A 20302-nucleotide genomic window follows, 5' to 3' on the forward strand; every position below is an offset into this window, starting at 1 on the left:
GTGGCATCTGAGGTGCGCGGGGTCAGGGGTTCTTGATCTCTGCGCCCTTGCGCAGGTAGAACCACCAGTTCAAGACCAGGCAGACGGCATAAAAAATGGCGAAGCCGTACATGGCGAACTGCGGGGTTCCGGCCTTGATCTGCGCGCCGATAACCACCGGGGCGATGAAGGCGCCGTAGGCGGCCACGGCCGAGGTCCAGCCCAGCACGGGGCCGGCCTGCTGGCGGTCGAAAATGACGCCGATGGTGCGGAAGGTCGAGCCGTTGCCGATGCCGCTGGCAAAGAACAGCACGATGAACAGGCCGATGAAGGCGGGGAAGTACTGCTCGGGTGTGGCCGAGGTGTAGGCCTGCATCATCACGTAGCCCACCGCGGCGGAAGCGAGCACCATCACCGCCGAGATGACCTGCGTGACGATGGAGCCGCCGACCTTGTCGGAGATCCAGCCACCGATGGGCCGCACCGCGGCACCGACGAAAGGACCGATCCAGGCATAGGTCAAGGCCGAGGGTGCGTTCGGATTTTTCAGCGTGTGAGTCATCACACCGGCGGCGTCCGCCACGTGCTGGAAGCCGAAGATCACCGTGATGGCCAACGGCAGCACCATCGAGAAACCGATGAAGGAGCCGAAAGTGACGATGTAGAGCGCGGTGAGCGACCAGGTGTGCTTGTTGCGGAAGATGGCGAACTGCTTTGCCACGTTCTCCTTCATGGCACCGAAGGCGGCCACGCGCATCATGAGCAGCGCGAGGATGATGTCCAGCGGGATGGCGATCCACATGTTCAGGATGCCCAGCCCGGTGGGGGCCGGCAGATACAGCCAGAGCATGAAGATGGCCGGGATGAAGGCCAGGGTGTAGAGGTAGGTGACTTTGGCGAACGCGGCGATGGGGTGACCGGCGTCGGGCGACACGGACTTCAGGTTGTCCATGCCGAACCACGCCAGGATCGACAGTGGCACGAGCGAGATCACCCAGGCGAAGCCAGCGTTCTGGATCCAGGTGGGCGTGCCGGCGGCGATCTTGCCGAAGATCCAGCCGCTGTCCTTCACCAGCGTCATCGACTCACCACCGAAGGCGCCCAGCAAGGGCAGCGTCATCACCAGCGGGATGACGATCTGCATCGTGGTCACGCCGAAGTTGCCCAGGCCGGCGTTCAGGCCCAGGGCCGTACCCTGCAGCCGCTTGGGAAAGAAGGTGCTGATGTTGGACATGCTGGAGGCGAAGTTGCCCCCACCCACGCCGGACCACAGCGCCAGCAGTTGGAACGACCACAGCGGCCACTCGGGGTGCTGCAGCGCAAAGCCGGTGCCGATGGCCGGTGCCAGCAGCATCGCCGTGGTGAGGAAGATGGTGTTGCGCCCACCGGCCAGCCGCACCAGGAAGGACGCCGGGATGCGCATGGTGGCGCCCGAGATGCCGGAGATGGCGGTAAGCGTGAACAGCTCGGCCTGGGTGAAGGGAAAGCCCAGGTTGAGCATCTGTACCGTGATGATTCCCCACATGCCCCAGACGGCGAAGCCGCACAGCAGGGCCGGCACGGAAATCCAGAGGTTGCGGTAGGCGATGCGCTTGCCGGTGGCGTTCCAGAAGGTCTGGTCTTCCGGGCGCCAATCGACGATGTCAGGTTCGACTTTGGATGTGTTGTTCATGAGAGTGGCAAGCAACGCGGAGCGTCAGTTCTGAAGGGAAAAGGGTTTGGCGTTGGCGCCCATGACTTCGGTCTTGCGCACCTCGGTCCAGTACATCCAGATGAGCGAGACCCACACTACGCCGTACATCAACATGAATGCGCTCGATCGGATGCCGGTGAGGTCCATCAACACGCCGAAAAGGATGGGCAGCACGAAGCCTCCCAGGCCACCGGCCAGTCCCACGATGCCGCTGATGGCGCCGATGTTCTTCGGGTAGTCGTCGCTGATGTACTTGAAGACGCTGGCCTTGCCGAAGGCCCAGGCGATGCCCAGGATGAACATCAGCGCGGTAAAGAGGTACACGTTGAGGCCGATGTGGAAGGTCTTGGGGCCATCCACCGTTGCCACTGTGAAATCGGTCTGCGGGTAAGACAGCAGAAACAGGCAGATCCAGCTCACCCACAGTACCCACCAGGTGACCTTGTGCGCGCCGAACTTGTCCGACATCACGCCGCCCACCGCGCGCAACACGCCACCGGGCAGCGAGAAGCAGGCCGCCAGCAGCGCGGCCACGCGGATGTCCAGACCGAACTCGCCCACGTAGTACTGCACCATCCACAGCGAGAGCGCCACGTAGCCGCCGAAGACGATGCTGTAATACTGGCAGTACTTGAGCACCTTGGGGTCTTTCAGCGCCTTGAGCTGATCCATGAAGGACACGTTGCTTGGCACCAGGTGGTCGGGGTTGCTGTGGGTGAACAGCCAGAACAGCACCACCGTGCCCAGCATGATGGCCGCGTACACCTGCGGCACCATGGTCCAGCCGAAGGCGACCAGCAGCACCGGGGCCACGAACTTGTTGACCGCCGCGCCCGAGTTGCCCGCGCCGTACACGCCCATGGCCATGCCCTGGCGGTGCTTGGGGAACCAGCGCGCCACATAGGGCGTGCCGACCGAGAACGAACCGCCCGCGAGACCCACGAACAGGCCGATGGTGAGGAAGTGCCAGTAGGCGGTGGCGTAGCTCATGAGCCAGATTGCCGGCACGGTGATGGCCATGAGCAGGGCCATCACGATGCGGCCACCAAAGCGGTCGGTCCAAATGCCCAGGGGCACTCGCACCAGCGAGCCAGTGAGCACTGGTGTGGCCATGAGCAGGCCGAACTGGGTGGAGTTGAGGTCGAGCGCCTTCTTGATCGGGATGCCTATGACGCCGAACATCATCCAGACCATGAAGCACACGGTGAACGCCAGGGTGCTGACGATCAGCACCGACCAAGCTTTTTTGTCGTTGTTCAATTCAGAGGCCATGTTGTCTTTCTCCACGCGGGGCATGGCAAGACTGTCGGCGATGGGCACGCTGGTGGCTATCCGTCACCTGGGTGGCCAGGGCGGCTCTGAAGAACGATGGTGGGAGGACTCAGGGCGTACAGAAGAACTACCTCAACCGGTTTGTGGCCGCCGGTTGACCTGGATCAATGCGCGAGAGCGTTATTGCCCTACGCGCTGCCGACATCCACCGCGAGCGAGCTGGGCGGCACTCCAGCACTCGAGAAGGGCAATTGGCGGGCCTGCTATGAAGCGTGTCGGGCGGCGAATACCGCCGCCTGCACACGCGAGGTGAGGTGGAGTTTTCGCAGGATGTGCTGCACGTGTATCTTTACCGTGGTCTCGGCAATGTCGAGCTGACGGGCGATGTGTTTGTTGCTGTCGCCGCGCGCGATCAGGTGCAGGATCTCGAGTTCTCGCACCGACAGCGACGCGAGTTCGACATCCGAATTATTCACGGGTGCCACAATAGAAGTGCCAGGACCGTCGGCGGCGGGCTGCGAGCGCAAGGCCGATACCAGCTTGGTCGTCATCTCCGGGCTCACCACCGATTCACCGTCCATCACCTTGACAATGGCCTCACACAGGTGGTGCGACTCCACCGTCTTCAGCAAATACCCGTCGGCGCCGGCTTTGAGCGCGGCCACCAGGTCGGCCTCGTTTTCGCTCACAGTGAGCATGAGCACGCGGCTGCCAGGCGCGGCCTCGCGCAGCGCGGGGATGGCGTCCACGCCCAACACGCCAGGGAGGTGGTTGTCGAGCAGGATCACGTCAGGTCGCTGGCGCGCAACGCAGCGCAGTGCCTCGCCCACGTCACCCGCTTCGCAAGTCACCTCGAAGCGTGTGTCCTGCGAAAGCAGGGCCATGAGCCCGCGACGGAACAGGGAGTGGTCGTCCACCACGAGTAACTGTATCGGGTGGGTGGGTGTGACGTTCATGGAAGGGGGTGTTCGGTGGTGATTGCTGCAACAGGGCTGGCCGCCACAGGGTGGGGTGGCAGCGTCAGGGTCACGGTGGTGCCATTGCCGGGCTCGGAGCTTACGTCGACCCGCGCGCCAATGAGCGCGGCGCGCTCGCGCATGATCTTCAGGCCCACGTGGGAATCACCGGGCGTGTCCAGCACGTCGAATCCCGCACCGTCGTCGCGCACACGAAAGCGCCAGCGCGCGCCCTTGATCACATCAAGCTGAATGTGGCGCGCCCCCGCGTGCTTGCGCACGTTGGAGAGCGACTCCTGCAACACGTGCAGCACCTGCACCTGCACATCGGCAGGCAGAGGAAGGCCGTGGCCTTCGACGTGCAACTTGGCTGGCAAGCCCGTCTGGTGCTGAAACTTCTGCAGCGTCTCCTGCAGGGCGCGTTCGATGTCGTCGGTGTTGGTGCGGGTGCGAAAGTGCACCAGCAGTTCTCGCACGTCGTTGATGCTCTCACGCAGACCTTCGTCGAGTTCGTCCAGCGTGCTCATCACTCGCGCGTCTTGGCCTTTGGTTGCCGCAGTGCGCAGCAGCTGCACCTGGATCTTGAGAAAGGCCAGCGACTGCGCGATGGAGTCATGCAGCTCGCGAGCAATCAATGCCCGTTCCTCGCCCACCGCAGCCTCGCGTTCCAGCGCGGCCGCGCGCAGGCTCTCCAGCGCATTTGCAAGGTGGCTTGCCAGGGCATCCAACAGCTCGGACTCGCCTGCGCTCAGGTTGGTCTGCGACCGGTAGAACAGGTTGATCTCGCCGATGAGGCGCTGCTGCAGGCGCACCGGCACGCTCACCAGCGTCTCGAAACCGGCGCGTACGCAGTGCCGTACCTCCAGCTCGTCGTGGCTGCGGATGGGGATCACCCGGGTGCGGGCATCGGGCTGCAGGTTGCCGCAAGCACACGCCCCCGCCAGCAGACTGCGCTCGGCTTCCACCATGTCCTGCGGAAAGCAGTCGGTGGCCAGCATCAGATAGCGCTGGCTGGCTTCGTCGCTCCAGCGCACCGCCACTGCGTCCGCCTTCACCACTGCGCGCACGCGCTGGGAAAAGCCGCGAGAAAGTTCTTCGATGCTGCCAGCCTGGGCCATGAAGGCGCTGACCTCATACAGCGTCTCCAGCCGCGCGCGCTGCGCTTCGATGTGGCGCGTCTTGGCCTCTACCTGGCTCTCTAGGCCAGCGTACATCGTCTGCAGCGTGGAGGCCATGCGGTTGAAACCCCCTGCCACCTGGCCGAACTCGTCGAGTGTGTCGACCTCTACGCGCGCCTTGAAGTCGCCCGATTCCAGCCGGCGCAAGCTCTCGCGCAGGTGGGCCAGCGGGTTGATGACGTACATGTAGCCTGTGTAGAGCATCACCACCGCGCCGAGGAGTGCCAGCGCCATCATGAGGAACTGGAACAGGTTAAGGATGGCAGTCAAACCCGATAGCTGGTGCTCGATGGCGAGCACCAGTGCGTCGATGGCATCGACGAAGGCGTCGGCCGCGGCCAGGGCTTGTGTCGGATCGGGCGGCGACCCTTGTGACCACAGCGGGCGCTGGCTCCGCCATAGCGCCTCCACTGTGGCAAATTTGGTGGCAACCGTTTCGTCCCAGGGCACGAAGAGCGGCCGGCCAGCGTCGCCCCGGCGCAGCAACTCCAAGCTCTGGTCGAACTGCTGCACCAGCGCCGCCACCTCGGTCGGCGCACGATCGGATTGCGCAACGCTAGTGATCCGCCAGGTTTGCATGCGCATTCGTCCGGCCTCGTTCACCGCTGCGGCTCCACCTTCGAGCTGCCAGGTCACCCATAGCGTGAGACCGATGGAAGCGAGCGCGACGAGCAGCAACCCCGCGCCGATGCGTACCAGCTTGGTTGACAGGGATGCGGTGGAGGCCATCACGTGGTGGTTACCGGGTTTCAAGGTTTGCAAATACCTGCTTGCGACAGGCTGCTGTCTCAGGCAGTTGTGCCTGGCTGAGAAAATAATGCACTTGCAGTCCCATTTCATGTGATGCGGATCAAAAGCGATGCGCAACACCCTGGATTTCAATGAACAAGGGTGAAGTGCTGCGGGTTGTTGATCAGCAACTCTCGGTACACCGCCAAGGGTGATCGTACCCCCAGCCATTTTCTTGGGCGCTCGTTGATCTCATCGGCTATCGCATCGAGTTGCTGCTGGCTGTAGATGCTCAGGTCCTTCCCCTTGGGCAGGTACTGGCAAGAAAGAGCCGCCAACAAGGCGGCCATGGTGACGTTCTCGGTGTGGATGAACCGCGAGGCGCAGGCCCGGGCGGATGTGCTGATTGCCGGGCTGCTGAAGGATCTGCCGCCGCCGGCAAAGCGCTGAACCACCTGCTTGCACCGACGTCCCGACTGGCTTCACCGCGCGAGGGGCGGTGCCGGGCGGGGGCGGTCACTTGCCCGGGCACACCTCTTTGGGTGCTCCACGCACATAGTTCTCCCAGGCGTCCAGTACGATGTGGTTGCGGCCCACCCAGGTCTGCACCTTGAGCGTGGCGGTGCTTGACCCCCCCTATGTTGTGTGCCGGTAATGGTAGCGTGCGCAATGGGTCGCGCTTACGATCAAGGGGGAGGGGGCCGCTGCGCCATTGGACCTGTTCACCGATGGGAGATACGCACCAATGCCTTCATGGCTGTACGACCTGATCGACAGCGACATGCCCACCGCGCACGACCGCGACCGGTACCTGGGTTTTGCCAGCAGCGTCATGGCCGGGCACCACGGTGATCTGGAGATCACCGGCAACGCATTCAACGTCCACTTCTCGCAAGCGGGTGTGCGAGTGCAGTGCCTTTGGGATGAAAGCCGCAGCCCCGAGTGCATGGGTCTGGCTGCGTTCATCCAGGCGCTGACAGCCCCGCCGGGCTCCCGAATGCCCTGACCCGGGCGATGCCCTCAGGCCGTAGCCTGGCGGGTCACGTGGTGCTGGGCGGGGCGGGCCTGGCCAGGCGGATCGGCCCCACCGCCTGCACCGCCGAGGCCACCGCTTGGCCGCGCTGCAGGACCTGCAGGCGGCCTTCGCCGGCCAGCCGGTCCGCAGCGTTGCGCACGGCGGGCATCATGGGGCGCCATTGCGCTTGGGCATCCCCGGCCAGTGCGCGCGCCACTTCGGAAGGGCAGATGGTCTTGCCCGGCGCGCGCTCAGCCAGCAGGGCCAGGATGGCTTGTTCGATGGCTGCGTCGCGCATGGGGGCAGGTCTGCAAGCTGTCCGGTCACTCCGCCTGCAGGTAGCACTGGCGTGACGGGATCGCGCTGGCCACAGCGCTTTCCACCTGGTCCATTGTGGGGAACTGGGCCCAGAAATGGTCCACGTCCCAGCACATGTAGGGGCCCGAGCGCGAAAACACGGCACGGGTGGGGCGGTCGCTGCTCACGGTGTAGTCCCAATTGCCCCACCAGGCCGTGATCGCGCCCCGGGTTTCCTTGCGGTCCACCTCGAAGCGCGCGTAGTCCCTTTCGGTCAACACTTTGCCGGTGCCCGTGCATTGGGCGTTGTCGTAGACCATGGTTCCCTGCGTGACGGTGACGTGGGTCTCGTCCTGGCGCGTCAGGCGAAACAGGCTGCGCCCGCTTTGGCCGGCAGTGGCGCCGGTGGGGCCGCAGGCTTCGCGCACCCACAGGCCCTCGGGCAGGCCCCACACGGCGGGGGCGCAGGCCACCTGCACCGACTCCACTGCGGCGCCGGGCACGGCACCGCTGCCCTGGGCCACGCTGCAGGTCTGGCCGGCGGGCTGCGACTGCACCCGCACCGCGTAGGCGCTGCCTGCCGCGAGCGGCGTGGCAAAGGCGAAGCGGCCACTGGCTGTGACCGTGAGGTCGTCGCCCTCGTTGTTCTGCAGCACGAGCCTGGGGGCATGGGTGCTGCTGCCCGCGCTGGGTGCGACCAGCCCGCTGACCGTGCCGCCGATGGTGAAGCGGTCTGCCGGCGAGGGGCCGGGGGCTTCATCGCCGCCACCCCCACCGCAGGCCGCCAGCGATGCCGCCAAGGCCAGGCAGGCGAGGGGGATGCAGCGCGTTGGCGCTGCGGGCGAAGGGGTTGATGGTGTGGAGTTGGTCATGGCAAAAATGGCAAATTATGGTTGCCACCACTACGCCAGGTAACCCCCCAACAGCAGCAGGGCGTGACGGGCGTCACCTGCAGTGCGCCGCGCCCCAACGCCCATCTGCCAATGGTGCACGTGGTCGGCATCAACGCCTGCCACTGCGCCTGGTGCCGGCAATGCCCGCGCCATGTCGCCAGGCCCCGTAGGTTTGCCGGGCGCGCAATCACCCAGCACAGCCTCAATGGTGTGCCGGGTGCGCAGGCCGGCGCGGCTGGCCTGCTTTCGCGCGGTGCTCAGGGCCGTGCCGAGGGCGTGGTGGCGGCGGCCGTTGCCGGCCCCCTGCCGGTTGCGTTGGGCGTGTTGGTGGCGTTGTGGGCCTTGTATTTCTTCCACAGGAATCCGGCAATGGCCATCAGGATCATCTTGCGCATCAGTGTTCTCCAGGTTGGTAGGTGTGCGCATAGCATCGGCGGCGATGCAGCTGCGTTCTGTAGGAGGCTGGGTCAAGAGCGTGTCGGCAAGCGGTCAGTGCAAGGGCGCAGGCGGCAGTGGGCTTGCCGCGATAGCGCTCATACAATGGCGGCATGCCTTTACCACCCGTTCTGGACCGATTCCTGGGCGCACAGGAGCCCGTGTGGGCGCGCGTGCTTGCCGAACTCAAGGCGGGCAAGAAGCGCTCGCACTGGATGTGGTTCGTGTTTCCCCAGCTCAAGGGCCTGGGGCACAGTGACATGGCGGTGCGCTACGCCATACAGTCGCGCGCCGAGGCCCAGGCGTATCTGGACCACCCCGTGCTGGGCAACCGTCTGCGCGAGTGCTGCCAGTTGCTGCTCGCGCTGCCAACGGCATCTGCCCGCGACGTGCTGGGCACCCCCGACGATCTGAAGCTGTGCTCCAGCATGACGCTGTTTGGCGAAGTGTCTGCAACGGACAGCGTGTTCCAGGCTGTGCTGCAGCAGTATTTCGATGGGGTGAAGGATGCTCGCACGCTTGAACTGCTGGGCCCGGGCTGAACAGGCCACCCATCCTATCGTTTGACCGCCCCGATGATGAATGACCTCAGCGAAAAGAAGCGGCTGTCACTGGTTGCGCTGTACCAGCAGATGCCCATGCAAGAGCTGGAGCGGCGCATCGCCGCAGGGCAGCTGGCGGCACCGGCACAGGCCATTGCACAGGAGGTGCTGAACGACCGGCTGGAGCATGGTGACCAGCCACCAGAGCCCGGCAGTCCATTGCCAGGCGGTGCTCCCCAAGGTTCGGTATGGGGGACGGCGATGTTGCTGGTACTGGGGGCGGGCGTCAGCTGGCTGGTGCTGCCCGGGCATCTGGCTTCGCTGGTGACGCTGGTGGCCGTGTGCTGGGTGGTGCCTGCGCTGGGCAAGGCCTTCCCGCTGGCCGGTCTGGCCATGGGCATTGTTTTCGCCATACTGCCCGTGGGGCTCTCGCTGTGGGCATGGAGGGCCGGCGCGCTGGTGATGCGGGGCGGTGACTACAAGCCCCTGGGCGCCCTGCTGACGTGGGGGGTTCTGGTCGTCGCCTTCGTGCTGTGCTGGTCCCTGGCCAGCCTGCTCATCGTCGGCTCCCGGCACAAGGGCCCGTGGGGCGACCTGTACAACAAGCTCAAGGCAGTTCGCGACCAACAGACGCAGGCCATCACCCGGCGGCGCTGATGGGCACTGCAGGTGCCACGAAGCTTGGGCGTGCTGGCGCCGACCGCCTGATCGCCAGCGTGGTGCAAGTCTTCGGCGCCGCGCAAGCCCACCACGCCTACCTTTTTGCCAATGCGCGGCACGCGGATGAAGCTGATGGTGCACGATGGCTTTGGCGTGTGGTGCGCAACGCACCGCCTGAACCAGCGACGCTTTGCCTGGCCCAGCGATGGGGCGCCGCTGCAGCAACCGCACTCACACAGGCCCAGTTCGATGCCCTCATTGTGGGCCTGCCGCGGCAGCGGCTCGCACACATGCAGACCATCACGCGCGTGTGATGGTGTGTGATCGCTAGGCCCGTGCGCGCGGGTGAGGATCGCGCACGGGGCAATTCGAGAATGCCCCTATCACATCCATCGCCCACCTGTACGGGCGGGCGTTGCGTTGGAATGTACCGGCTATTGAATGTCGTAGACCCGCGTGTAGCGATAGCTGTTCAGCATTTCACCCAGGCTCTCGGCGGTGGTCGCACCCAGTCCATAGCCGATGAAAAATGCGGTGCCAGACAAGTGGGTCAGGTCCTGGTTCACGAACAAGACGGAGGACGTGTTTTGCAGGCGGTCTGCCCAGGCCAGTGGGTTGACGGGATTGAGGCGGTCGAAATTGGGCACCGAGTAGGTGTACATGGTGCCGTCGGGCGTGATCGCTATGAGGTAGAGATGCCCCTTGGCACCACTGGCGAGGTGCTCGGGTTTTATCTGTACGTGCGCGGAGATCGTCAGGCGGGTCAGGGTCCCTGTGGCCACCATGGTGCCCAGCCCCGGTGCACCCGCGCCTTCGAACACCACGGGCAGCGGCGACAGTTGCGATTGTCCCACCGGCCCCACACCCAGTTGTCCTGCGTTGTTGTTGCCCCAGGCCAGGAGCGTGCCGTCGGTGGTGAGTGCCAGGGAGTGCTGGGCGGATGCCGCTACCTGTGCATACCCGCCTCCAAGGGGCTGCGGGCTTGCGCTCTCCGTGAGGGTGGCATTGCCCAACTCGCCCCGGTAGTTGCTGGTGCCCCAGGCCCAGGCCGTGCCATCGGCCTTCAGCGCCAGCGTGTGGAAGGAGCCTTTGGCTACTTGGCGATAGCCGCCGCCCACCAACACAGGGACATCGTTAGAGCTCCATTGCCAGAGGGTTCCGTCATCCTTCAGGCCCGCGGCTGAGTAGCTGCCCAAGGCCACCTGCACAAAACCACGGTCCACCGGGCCGGCGCTGCCGTAGCCGTACTTCCAGAGGACCCAGTTGTTCAAGTCCCATTCTCCCAAGGGCACAAATTCAAACTGTATGGCGCCGCCGCCCAGCACGAACAACACGTGGTTGCGGCTATTGACCATCTGCAGGTAGGCGGGTGGCAGCCGGTCCAGCATGTCGCCACCGGCACTCGCTTTGAAGAGGCTTTTCACATGGCCCCAGTACCAGACGGAGCCGTCTGTTTTGCTGGCGGTGTCCGAGGTCATCAACTGCGCAAAGCCGCTGCCGACCAGCACTGGCCGGGTTTCGTTCAGGGTCTGGCTTCTCAGCTGCACCGAGCCCCACATCCACAAGGTGCCATCGGTCTTGAGGGCCACCATGTACTTGCCAATGGCGCCCACGGCCACCTGGGCGAAACCGCTGCCGATCTGCACGGGCTTGTCCGCACTCACCATGGAGCCATTGCCCAACTGCCCGCTCTGGTTGTCGCCCCAGGTCCACAGCGATCCGTCGCTGAGCACCGCTGCAGAGTTTTGAGCGCCCGTGGCCATGTGCACCACCGTGGCGGCGTGCACGCTGCCCATGCCAGCCACCAGGGCGAACAACAGCCAGAATTTGAAGGACAGAGGCGCCAGCTGACGGGACACGGCGGACCGCAGGCGATGGCTCGCAAAATTCGAATAGAAACTCATCAGAAAACCTATCTTTGGAAGTATTGGTGAAACCTGCCGAAGCCCACATTGGCCTCTTCAGAAAGTCGGTGCGCAACGAACGATGGACGCGCCACGGTGACAGCCTCCCCTCCCTGAAATCTGGCGAATGTTTTTTTACGATCAGCAGGGGTGCCTCTCAAGTGCCATGGTATTGCGGCGCCTTGCGAAAAGCGGTGATTCGCATCACCACACCCTGTCAGCCAAACAAAGCGTTACGAAATCAGCCAGGGGAAGCCATTTGTTTCAGCCGCATCCCTGCCTTGGCAATCGGCGCGGCGAAGGTGAACGGGCCATTGGTCCCCGGCACAAGGGATGCGCCTGCCGCCTGGCGTAACCCTACCGAGGTAGGGCGCGCGCGGTGGCCCTGCCCGCCACGTCTGCGGGTACGGCTCGGCCACTGCCGTATCAGGCGAGCCTGCGGCCGGTGATGCTGTACACCATGGGGACATCATGGCCCTGGTGGTCCATGTAGAACCTGCCCGGCTCTCGCTCCACCATGCCTTCAAAACAGTCGTACGGGCTGTAGGCAAACTCGTCCACGCGCTCTATCCGAATGCCCGCGCCCACCAAGGCGTTGATGACGCTTGAAAGCGGGTGCGACCACGTGGCCAGTCGGGCTACGGCGCCGGCCCCGTTGTCGGTGTAGGTGGCTTCTTCTTCGATGTCTGGCGCCGCACTGCCAAAGTACGGCTGCCCCGCCAGCAGGTCGCGCAGGGGGTGGAACTCAACCATGTAGAACAGGCCGCCCAGCGCCAGGTGCGAGGCCGCCACCTGCGCCCAGCGGGCCAGATCGGGGAGCCAGCACAGGGCCCCGTACGAGGTGAACACGATGTCGAACGCCTGCGCGCCGCCAGCGCCAAAGCCGTAGACGTCCGAGCACACGAAATCAGCGCCCAGGCCGGTGCGGGCTGCCAGCTCTCGGGCCTTGTCGATGGCCACCGGCGAGATGTCCACCCCGGTGCACACGGCGCCCTTGCGGGCCCACGACAAGGTGTCCAGCCCGAAGTGGCATTGCAGGTGCAGCAGCCGCTTGCCAGCCACCTCCTGCAACTGGCCCAGCTCGATGTCCCGCAGCGAGGTGGCGCCCGCCATGAAGCCCTCCACGTCGTAGAACCTGGATTCGAAGTGAACGCGGGCGCGGCGGTCCCAGCCGATGCGGTTCATTTCAAAATAGTGGGCGTCGGGTGTGTTCATGGCAATTCGGCGTGGGGCAGCGTGTGCGGGCTGCGTTGCACGGTGCGGGATGTTGCGGAATGCTTCGGGGCGAGGCGCCGCCCTGCAAGCGGCCGGCAGTATAGGAGATGCTGCGCGGTGACTACAAGCCCCTGGGCGCCCTGCTGGCGTGGGGTGCCCTTGTCGTTGCCTTCGGACTGTGCTGGTCCCTGGCCAGCCTGCTCATTTTCGACTCCCGGCACAAAGGCTCGTGGGGAGACCTGCACACCGAGCTCGAGGCGATGCGCAAGGAGCAGGCAGACGCCATCACCACGTGATGCCGATGGGCCAAACACATGGAGCTGTAGGCGCTCATCCAGGCGCTTATCCAGCCGCATGTGGGCGGCCCGCGTGTTTCTGTCGCAGCCAGGAGCCTGTCGGACTTCTCCTGGTTAACCGCTCCAACGACGGGCGGCGCGCTCGCGAATCCCTTCAAGCTCGCTTCAAGTTGATCTTTTCGAGCGTGATGGGAAGGCTTCGAATTCGCGTGCCCGTGGCGTGGAACACGGCATTGCCGATGGCCGGTGCGACCCCCACGACACCGATCTCGCTGACACCCTTTCCCCCGAGGGCAGTGGCTTGAAGGTCCGGGATTCCAACCGAGATCACCTGGATCTCCGGCACGTCGGCATTGACCGGCACAAGTGTGCCTTGGCCTCGATGGGCTGCATCGCGTCAGTGCCCGCAACGAAGCGCAGCGGCGGCTTCTCAAGTGCGGCCAACTGGACCAGTGCGCTCACCAGCTTCACCGGGTCGCCCGGCTGCTTGCCGTCGAGCCCGGAGAGAAAGGCGATCGTCCCAGCCGTGCGATCGGCGTAGTCTTCGATCGAAGGCTGCGCGAACGTCGTGGAATCAGCCGACAGCAGCTCGGTGCGAAAGAAGCCGGGCTCGACCAGCATCGTCGCAATGCCGAACGGTTCGATCTCCGGGGCGAGGGACTCCATCCAGCCTTCGATGCCGAACTTGCCCGCCGCGTAGCCGGTGCAAAAGGCGCCACCGACAAGGCCAGCGGTCGATGAGATCGTCAGCACCAGCCCGGCGCGCTGCTTTCGCATCACCGGCAGCACGGCCCGCGTCACGTTCATGGGGCCGAAGAGCAGCGTCTCGATCTGCTGGCGCACCTGGTCCGGCGTCAGCTCCTCGAAGAAGCCGGCGTAGAAGTTGCCGGCGTTGTTCACCAGGACGTCGATTCGGCCGAAGCGCGCGACGGCTGCAGCGCTTGCAGCTTTTGCTTCTTCAGCGTTGGTGATGTCGAGCTTCAGCGTCAGGAGCTTGTCGTGGGCGCCGAGCGCCGCATCCAGCTTCTTTGGGTCTCGGCCCGTAGCGACGACCCGGTGTCCCGCAGCCAATGCCGCGCGGACGATATCCGCTCCCAGGCCACGGCCAGCGCCGGTGACCAACCAGACCTTTTCATTCGAAGATATCGTGTGTTCCTTGGGTTGGGTCGAGATGAGGAGCCGATCCGCGTCAGGCATCGGTGTCGACGATGCGCATCTGGTCGGCGTTCATGCGCCCACCTTGCAGCTTCATGCTCGCGAAAGCGGTATCGATTTCTTTCAAGTCTGCCGGGTCCAGCCGAAGGTTGATCGATGCCAGGTTTTCCCGTAGGTGCACCGGGTTGCGTGTGCCGGGAATTGGCACGATGAACGCCTTTTGCGCGAGCAGCCAAGCGAGTGACACCTGGGCAGGCGTAGCATTCCTGCGTTGGCCCACCTTCTTCAGGACGTCCACGATCGGCTGGTTTGCAGCCAAATTCGCCGGACTGAAACGCTCAAATGTCGAGCGAAAATCCGTCTTCGGGTCGAGCTTCGTGCTGCCATTCATGGTTCCCGTGAGATAGCCCATGCCCACCGGACCCCAGGGAACGAAGCCGATGCCGAGTTCTTCACAGGCTTTCAGGACGCCGTTGCGCTCCACATCGCGTTCCATGACGGAATACTCGGTTTGCACTGCGGTCACCGGCTGAACGGCGTGCGCGCGGCGGATGGTTCTGGCGCTGGCCTCGGACAACCCGAAGTGCAAGACCTTGCCTTGAGCGATCAGTGCCTTCACGGCGCCGGCAACGTCTTCGATTGGCACCGCTGGATCGACTCGATGTTGGTACAGCAGATCAATCCGATCGGTTCGCAAACGCTTCAAGGAGGCTTCAACAACCTTGCGGATGTGCTCGGGTCGGCTGTTCAGGCCCTCGCCGCCGATGTTGAAACCGAATTTCGTGGCGATGACCACCTTGGCGCGCAATGGTGCTAGCGCCTCGCCAACCAATTCTTCGTTCGTGTAGGGGCCGTACACCTCGGCCGTGTCGAAGAAGGTAACGCCGCGGTCATGGGCCTCGCGCAGTACCGCGATGCCTTGCTTCTTGTCCGCGGGAGGGCCGTAGTTGGCACTGATGCTCATGGCGCCGGCGCCAAGCTCCGAGACTTCGAGCGAACCCAGTTTGCGTGCCTTCATGGTCTGAATTCCTGCATGCTGGGGTGTTGCGGCCCAGGTCGTGGTGATGCCGACGGCGGCTGCAGCCCCGAGGGCAGCAGTGCGCGCCATGAGTTCGCGACGGTTCAGGTCTGACAGCAGGGGCTTGACAGATCCAATGGGTTTGATTTCGATGCTCACGCAGGCTCCTTCAAGGTTTGGGGGGAAATTGGTGGGGGTTGGGGCGACCAGTTCTGGAGCCAGTACGCGTAAGGCGTGGGCAGCACCTGTTCCATGACACCCAGCTCGCGCGCGGCCTGCCGGGGCCAATGCGGGTTGTCGAGCAGACGCCGGGCGACCATCACGAAATCGACCTTGTTGTCGCGCACGGCACGGTCGGCGTCTTTCGCGTCGGTGATGAGCCAGCTGGTGGTCACCTTCAACCCGGTGTCCTGCGCGACCCTGGCAGCGGTATCGACCAGCAGGTTGGGCGCCCACGGCACGGGCGCCAGCGTCGAAAAGCCGATGCCGACATCCACAAGGTCCAGGCCCTCGGCTTTGAGCCACTGGAGGACCTGGCTGGACTCGGCGAGGTTCACCTCGTCGCGGCCGTCAAATTCCAGCACGCCCAGGCGCGCGGTCAGCGGCAGGTGCGCGGGCCATACGCGCCGCACGGCTGCGACCGTTTCCACCAGGAAGCGGGCCCGGTTCTCCAGGCTCCCGCCGTAGGCATCGTCACGCTGGTTCGAGTGCGGCGAAAGAAAGCTCTGGGCCAAAAAGCCGTGCGCAAAGTGCAGTTCAATCCACTGGAAGCCGGCCGCCAGGGCGCGCCGTGCAGCATCCACAAAATCCTGCTGCACCCGCTGAATGTCTTCCAGATCCATCGCTCGCGGCACGTGGGGTTGTTCTGCGATCAGCGGCACTGCGGATGGTGCGATGGGTTGCCATGCGCGCAGGTCGGTGGACGCCAGCGGCGCCCCGCCTTCCCACGGCGGTGTGCAGCCGGCCTTGCGGCCCGCATGGCCTAGCTGGATGCCGGCCACAGCGCCGGCGTCGGCGATCGTCCTTGCGATGGCCGCTGCGCCTTCGGTGTGTGCGTCGCTCCAGAGCCCCAGGTCACCCAGGGTGATGCGGCCTTCGGGCGATACGGCCGTGGCCTCGACCACCACCAGACCGGCGCCACCCCGCGCCAAGGCCGCGTAGTGAGGAAGGTGCCAGTCCGTGATCAGGCCATCCTTGGCCTGGTACTGGCACATCGCCGACGCAGCGATGCGATTGCGAAGGGTGATTTGCTTCAGGGTGAACTTGTCGAACAGGCCGGGCATCTGAAATCCTTGTGATGGCGCCGACTGTAGAAGCCATCATCCGAAAGAAAAATACCCTAATGCCGCATGCCGCTTTAAGATAATCTTCAAGATGAAACTCAAACAGCTCGATGGATTGATCGCGTTCTGGAAGGTGGCCGAGCACAAGGGCTTCAGCTCGGCGGCCGCCGAGCTGGAGGTTTCGCCTTCTGCGTTGAGCCAGGCGATCCGGAACCTGGAGACGCGGCTTGGCGTTCGCTTGTTGAACAGATCCACCCGCAGCGTGAGCCTCACCGAAGCGGGCGAGGCTTACCTCGCACGGGTGGGGCCGGCGCTGGGACAGGTCGTCGAAGCGGGGGAAGAGCTGAACGTGATGCAGGGCCGGCCGGCCGGCACGCTGCGGCTCAACGCGGCCCGGGTGTCGATTGCCATGGTCCTGCAGCATCGGCTGGCTGGCTTCTTTCAGGAGAATCCGCAGGTGCACATCGAACTGACGAACGACGAGGGCTTCGTCGACATCGTGGAGCGCGGGTTTGATGCCGGAATCCGCCTGGGTGAAAGCGTTCAGCAGGACATGGTGGCTGTCCCTCTTGGCGGGCCGGTGACGATGGCCGTGGTCGGTTCACCCGATTACTTCAAGCGCATGCCGGCCCCGCGACATCCGAACGAACTGGTGCGCCACAACTGCGTGCGCTTTCGGGGCCCCGGCTCGGGAGCGATCTACAAATGGGAGTTTGAAATCGATGGCCGTCCGGTCGAGTACGAAGTGCAAGGCAGCTTGACCATTTCGGACTCGCTGTTTGGCCTGGACGCCGCGATGGAAGGCTTGGGTCTGGTCTACACCTTTGAGGCGTTGGCGGCACCCCTGGTCAAAGCCAAACGCCTGACGCGCGTTCTGACCAAGTTTTCGCCGACATTCCCCGGCTTCTACCTGTACTACCCAAGCCGGCACGACCAGCCGACGAAGCTGAAGGCGCTGATCGAGTTTGTGGGGCGATCTGCGAAGTGACCGCTTTGTCGTGCGAACGACCGGTTTGTGGCCAAGACGGGATCAACGTCCACCGGTAACCAGGCTGCGCGGTGCCAGGCGCGCCGGCGGTGGTGGTGGCGTTGGTTTCAGTGGACCAGTCTGCGACGCAGGTCGTCGAGCAGCCATCGCCCTGCCACGCCGAGCGCGCGGTCACGCCGGTGGGCCGCGTAGATGGTCAGCCCTTCGGGTGGAGTGGGGTCGTCGTGGATCTCGATGGCGATGAGTGCCCCTGACGCGATGGCCGTTGCCACCAGGTGCTCGGGCATGCGGCACCAGCCGAATCCCGCCAGCAAGAAGTCCATGCGGCGGCCCAGATCGGCAAAACGCCACAGCCGGGTGCCCGCCACGCCGTAGTTGGGGCCGTCCGGATCGGCCGGGTCCGACAGCACCAATTGGACGTGCGGCGCCAGGTCGCCCTGCGTGGCCGGGCGGCCCATCGCGGCCAGCGGATGGCCCGGCGCGGCCACCGCGCGCAGGGGGGTGCGCAGCAACGGGTAGGCGGCAATGTCCTCGGGCACGCCCGGCAGCAGCAGGCACAGCGCCATGGCCGCCGAGTCGCTGCGCAGCCGCCGCAGCGACCCGCCCAGCCCTTCGGTCGAAAAGTGCACCGGCAGATCGGGAAAGGCCTGGCTCAGCGCACGCAGGCTGTCGATCAGCGGGGCGGTGGGCACCAGCGGGTCGATGGCGATGGCCAATTGCGGCTCCACCCCCGCCCGCGTGCTGGCCGCCACCGCCTCGAAGCGAGAGGCACTGGCCAGCACGAGCCGCGCCTGGTCCACCAGCACACGGCCCACCTCGGTCAATTGCGGCCGGTGGCCCTGGCGGTCGAACAGTGCGATGCCCTGCATGGCTTCGAGGTTGGCCACAGCCTGGCTCACCGCCGACTGCACACGCCTGAGCCTGCGCCCGGCGGCCGAAAAACTGCCCGTGTCGGCAATGGCCACCAGCACGCGCAGTTGGTCGAGGGTGAGGCTTCCAATCATCCGTCTGTCTCCCATATCCATCTCTAAAGCAGATGAAAAGTATCACATTTTCATCGCTTCCGCAGAAGCAACGTGGCGCCTAAAGTCTCTTCACGACGCCACTGGCGGCCTCGCCCGGCGCACCCACCGGCCCCACCAGCCACCCCGAAAGAAGGAAAGAAACCTCCATGACCCAACTCCTCGTAGTAGAGACCAGCCCGCGCGGCGCCCAATCCGTCTCGCGCCAGATGACCCAGCGCTTTCTTGCGGCCTGGCGCACCGCCCATCCGGGTGGCCATGTCGTGCACCGCGACCTGGCCGATGCCGATGGCGCGCCCCCGTTCGTCACGGCGCCCTGGCTGCATGCCTACTTCACGCCGCCCGCGAACCAAACGCAGGCGATGCGGGACGAACTGCGGCTGTCGGACGAGATGGTCGCCGAGGTGCTCGCGGCCGGGCACATCGCCATTTCGACCCCGGTCTACAACTACAACGTCCCCGCGTCGCTCAAGGCCTGGGTGGACCATATCGTGCGCAAGGGCGCGACGCTCGGCCTTGACGGCCAGGGCCTGGTCAAAGGCAAGAAGGCAACCCTGCTGATGGCCTCGGGCGGCGTCTACACCGAGGGATCGCCCATTCGCGATCGCGACATCGCCACGCAGTATCTGCGGCTCATCCTCGGCGTCATCGGCATCGAAGACGTGACCGTGGTGGCCGGCGGCGGTGCCAAGGCCGTCGATCTGCAGGCCCAGACCATGGATGGCTTCCTGGCCCCGCTGCAAGCGCAGATCGAGCGCGCTGCGGGCGCTGGCATCGCGCACCGGGCATGAGGCTGCGGGGACGGGTCACCGCACCGCGCTCACTTTGAATTCGGGGGATCGTCGAGTCCGATTTCCCGCGTGACCGCATCCACGAAGCTGCGAAGTTTGCTGGTCAGCCGCCTGTCGGCATGGAACAGCAGGTGCATCGGGCGCGATGGGGTCTCGAAGTCGGGCAAGACGCGCACGAGCGCGCCCGTGGCAATGGAGGCCCGCGCCAGATCTTCGGCGATGAATGCGATGCCAAAACCCTCCAGCGCACCTGAGAGCAAGGCGGCGGCGTTGTTCACCTGCAGGGGGCCGCGCACCGGCACGTCGATGGTGCGACCGTCGCGCATGAACCGCCAGTCGGTCGACCCGGGCCGCGTGCCGACATAGCCCAGGCATACGTGCGCAAGCAGGTCTGCCGGGTCGCGCGGGGTACCGTGTTGTTGCAGGTACGCAGGCGATGCACATGCCAGCGAGCGAAAGGGGCGCAGCGCACGCGCAGTCAGCGACGAATCGGCCAGCCGGCCGATGCGAAAGACAGCCTCGAAGCCTTCCTCGATCAGGTCGACATAGCGGTCGCTGAGCACCAATTCGATCTCGACCTCCGGATGCTGGCGCAGGTAGCGGGCGACCAGCGGCACCAGGGTGTGGGTACCGAACGAAAGCGGGGCGTTGACACGCAGGCGCCCGCGCGGCGTGCCGGTCGCGTTGTCGCCTGCGGCGTCCGCCCAGTCCACCTCTGCCAGCACCACCTTGCAGCGCTCGTAGTAGGTCTTGCCGATCTCGGTCAGGCTCTGGCGCCGGGTGGTGCGGTTGAGCAGGCGCGTGGCCAGGCGCGCTTCGAGGTAGGCGACGTGTTTGGCGACCATCTGCGGCGACATTTTCAGCGCCATCGCCGCTGCTGCGAAGGAGCCCAGGTCGACGACCTTGACAAAGGTAGCCATGCTGGCAAGGCGGTCCATTCACCACTCCTGGTTGTGAGATCGATGCTCTATCTGGTGATTA

Annotated in this window: 19 protein-coding genes and 2 pseudogenes; 7 read left to right on the forward strand and 14 right to left on the reverse strand. The window is 65.0% G+C overall.

Translation table 11 applies throughout. From position 1 onward, the window contains the following. Positions 1–22 precede the first annotated feature (22 nt). The 4 genes and pseudogenes from ACSQ3Y_RS14980 to ACSQ3Y_RS14995 form a co-directional block, all read right to left on the reverse strand. A pseudogene (locus ACSQ3Y_RS14980) lies at positions 23–2968 on the reverse strand (nitrate/nitrite transporter). A 239-nt stretch (positions 2969–3207) separates the two neighbouring features. Beyond that, on the reverse strand, positions 3208–3900 hold the full coding sequence (locus ACSQ3Y_RS14985) for a response regulator (protein WP_305746708.1): 693 nt from the start codon (positions 3898–3900) through the stop codon (positions 3208–3210). Next, positions 3897–5945 (reverse strand): type IV pili methyl-accepting chemotaxis transducer N-terminal domain-containing protein, encoded by a 2049-nt coding sequence (locus tag ACSQ3Y_RS14990; protein ID WP_436177866.1) that lies wholly within the window; start codon positions 5943–5945, stop codon positions 3897–3899. Before ACSQ3Y_RS14990 ends, ACSQ3Y_RS14985 begins: the two co-directional genes overlap by 4 nt. Before the next feature lie 11 nt (positions 5946–5956). Continuing rightward, positions 5957–6127: pseudogene (locus tag ACSQ3Y_RS14995) on the reverse strand (IS30 family transposase); the annotation flags it as partial. Between the two features lie 425 nt (positions 6128–6552). Here ACSQ3Y_RS14995 and ACSQ3Y_RS15000 point away from each other — a divergent pair. Beyond that, the gene (locus ACSQ3Y_RS15000) at positions 6553–6813 is read left to right on the forward strand and encodes a hypothetical protein (RefSeq protein WP_057269322.1); all 261 of its coding nucleotides are present in this window, start codon (positions 6553–6555) and stop codon (positions 6811–6813) included. Positions 6814–6847: 34 nt separating this feature from the next. Here the strand turns inward: ACSQ3Y_RS15000 and ACSQ3Y_RS15005 are convergent, their stop codons facing one another. From ACSQ3Y_RS15005 to ACSQ3Y_RS15015, 3 genes are all read right to left on the reverse strand, one after another. Then, complete coding sequence (locus ACSQ3Y_RS15005) at positions 6848–7120, reverse strand: DUF3253 domain-containing protein (RefSeq protein ID WP_436177867.1); 273 nt, start codon at positions 7118–7120, stop codon at positions 6848–6850. 25 nt (positions 7121–7145) lie between these two features. Next, entirely contained in the window at positions 7146–7991 is an 846-nt protein-coding gene (locus ACSQ3Y_RS15010) for a hypothetical protein (protein ID WP_436177868.1), read from the reverse strand. A 278-nt stretch (positions 7992–8269) separates the two neighbouring features. Then, a complete protein-coding gene (locus ACSQ3Y_RS15015) occupies positions 8270–8407 on the reverse strand; it encodes a hypothetical protein (RefSeq protein ID WP_428001335.1) in 138 nt (45 codons plus the stop codon). Positions 8408–8560: 153 nt separating this feature from the next. Here ACSQ3Y_RS15015 and ACSQ3Y_RS15020 point away from each other — a divergent pair, with 153 nt between their 5' ends. The 3 genes from ACSQ3Y_RS15020 to ACSQ3Y_RS15030 all read left to right on the forward strand — a co-directional run bounded on the left by ACSQ3Y_RS15020 (position 8561) and on the right by ACSQ3Y_RS15030 (position 9973). Beyond that, positions 8561–8989 (forward strand): DUF1810 domain-containing protein, encoded by a 429-nt coding sequence (locus ACSQ3Y_RS15020; RefSeq protein WP_436177869.1) that lies wholly within the window; start codon positions 8561–8563, stop codon positions 8987–8989. Positions 8990–9025: 36 nt separating this feature from the next. Next, the gene (locus tag ACSQ3Y_RS15025; protein WP_436177870.1) at positions 9026–9646 is read left to right on the forward strand and encodes a hypothetical protein; all 621 of its coding nucleotides are present in this window, start codon (positions 9026–9028) and stop codon (positions 9644–9646) included. Positions 9647–9781: 135 nt separating this feature from the next. Further along, the gene (locus ACSQ3Y_RS15030) at positions 9782–9973 is read left to right on the forward strand and encodes a hypothetical protein (RefSeq protein WP_436177871.1); all 192 of its coding nucleotides are present in this window, start codon (positions 9782–9784) and stop codon (positions 9971–9973) included. A 110-nt stretch (positions 9974–10083) separates the two neighbouring features. Here ACSQ3Y_RS15030 and ACSQ3Y_RS15035 read toward each other — a convergent pair whose 3' ends face one another. Next, entirely contained in the window at positions 10084–11508 is a 1425-nt protein-coding gene (locus ACSQ3Y_RS15035; RefSeq protein WP_436177872.1) for an RCC1 domain-containing protein, read from the reverse strand. 471 nt (positions 11509–11979) lie between these two features. Further along, positions 11980–12768 (reverse strand): class I SAM-dependent methyltransferase, encoded by a 789-nt coding sequence (locus ACSQ3Y_RS15040; protein WP_436177873.1) that lies wholly within the window; start codon positions 12766–12768, stop codon positions 11980–11982. Between the two features lie 107 nt (positions 12769–12875). Between ACSQ3Y_RS15040 and ACSQ3Y_RS15045 the strand changes: the two genes are divergently transcribed. Continuing rightward, the gene (locus ACSQ3Y_RS15045; protein WP_436177874.1) at positions 12876–13064 is read left to right on the forward strand and encodes a hypothetical protein; all 189 of its coding nucleotides are present in this window, start codon (positions 12876–12878) and stop codon (positions 13062–13064) included. Positions 13065–13391: 327 nt separating this feature from the next. Here the strand turns inward: ACSQ3Y_RS15045 and ACSQ3Y_RS15050 are convergent, their stop codons facing one another. From ACSQ3Y_RS15050 to ACSQ3Y_RS15060, 3 genes are all read right to left on the reverse strand, one after another. Next, positions 13392–14261, reverse strand: coding sequence for an SDR family oxidoreductase (locus ACSQ3Y_RS15050; protein ID WP_436177875.1), 870 nt, complete (start codon positions 14259–14261; stop codon positions 13392–13394). Continuing rightward, positions 14254–15237 (reverse strand): aldo/keto reductase, encoded by a 984-nt coding sequence (locus ACSQ3Y_RS15055; protein WP_428003861.1) that lies wholly within the window; start codon positions 15235–15237, stop codon positions 14254–14256. The genes ACSQ3Y_RS15050 and ACSQ3Y_RS15055 overlap by 8 nt, the downstream gene beginning before the upstream one ends. Positions 15238–15392: 155 nt before the next feature. Continuing rightward, on the reverse strand, positions 15393–16520 hold the full coding sequence (locus ACSQ3Y_RS15060; RefSeq protein WP_436177876.1) for an NADH:flavin oxidoreductase/NADH oxidase: 1128 nt from the start codon (positions 16518–16520) through the stop codon (positions 15393–15395). Positions 16521–16611: 91 nt separating this feature from the next. On the opposite strand from ACSQ3Y_RS15060, the gene ACSQ3Y_RS15065 reads away from it, so the two are divergent. Further along, complete coding sequence (locus tag ACSQ3Y_RS15065; protein ID WP_428001328.1) at positions 16612–17508, forward strand: LysR family transcriptional regulator; 897 nt, start codon at positions 16612–16614, stop codon at positions 17506–17508. Between the two features lie 107 nt (positions 17509–17615). Here ACSQ3Y_RS15065 and ACSQ3Y_RS15070 read toward each other — a convergent pair whose 3' ends face one another. Then, a complete protein-coding gene (locus tag ACSQ3Y_RS15070) occupies positions 17616–18512 on the reverse strand; it encodes a LysR family transcriptional regulator (RefSeq protein WP_436177877.1) in 897 nt (298 codons plus the stop codon). A 167-nt stretch (positions 18513–18679) separates the two neighbouring features. Here ACSQ3Y_RS15070 and ACSQ3Y_RS15075 point away from each other — a divergent pair, with 167 nt between their 5' ends. Then, positions 18680–19321, forward strand: a complete 642-nt coding sequence (locus tag ACSQ3Y_RS15075) for an FMN-dependent NADH-azoreductase (protein ID WP_436177878.1) — start codon at positions 18680–18682, stop codon at positions 19319–19321. Between the two features lie 29 nt (positions 19322–19350). On the opposite strand, the gene ACSQ3Y_RS15080 is transcribed toward ACSQ3Y_RS15075, so the two are convergent. Further along, positions 19351–20259 (reverse strand): LysR family transcriptional regulator, encoded by a 909-nt coding sequence (locus ACSQ3Y_RS15080; RefSeq protein WP_436177879.1) that lies wholly within the window; start codon positions 20257–20259, stop codon positions 19351–19353. Between the last annotated feature and the right edge of the window lie 43 nt (positions 20260–20302).

This window comes from Acidovorax sp. LjRoot66 (assembly GCF_964253305.1).
GTDB lineage: Bacteria > Pseudomonadota > Gammaproteobacteria > Burkholderiales > Burkholderiaceae_C > Acidovorax.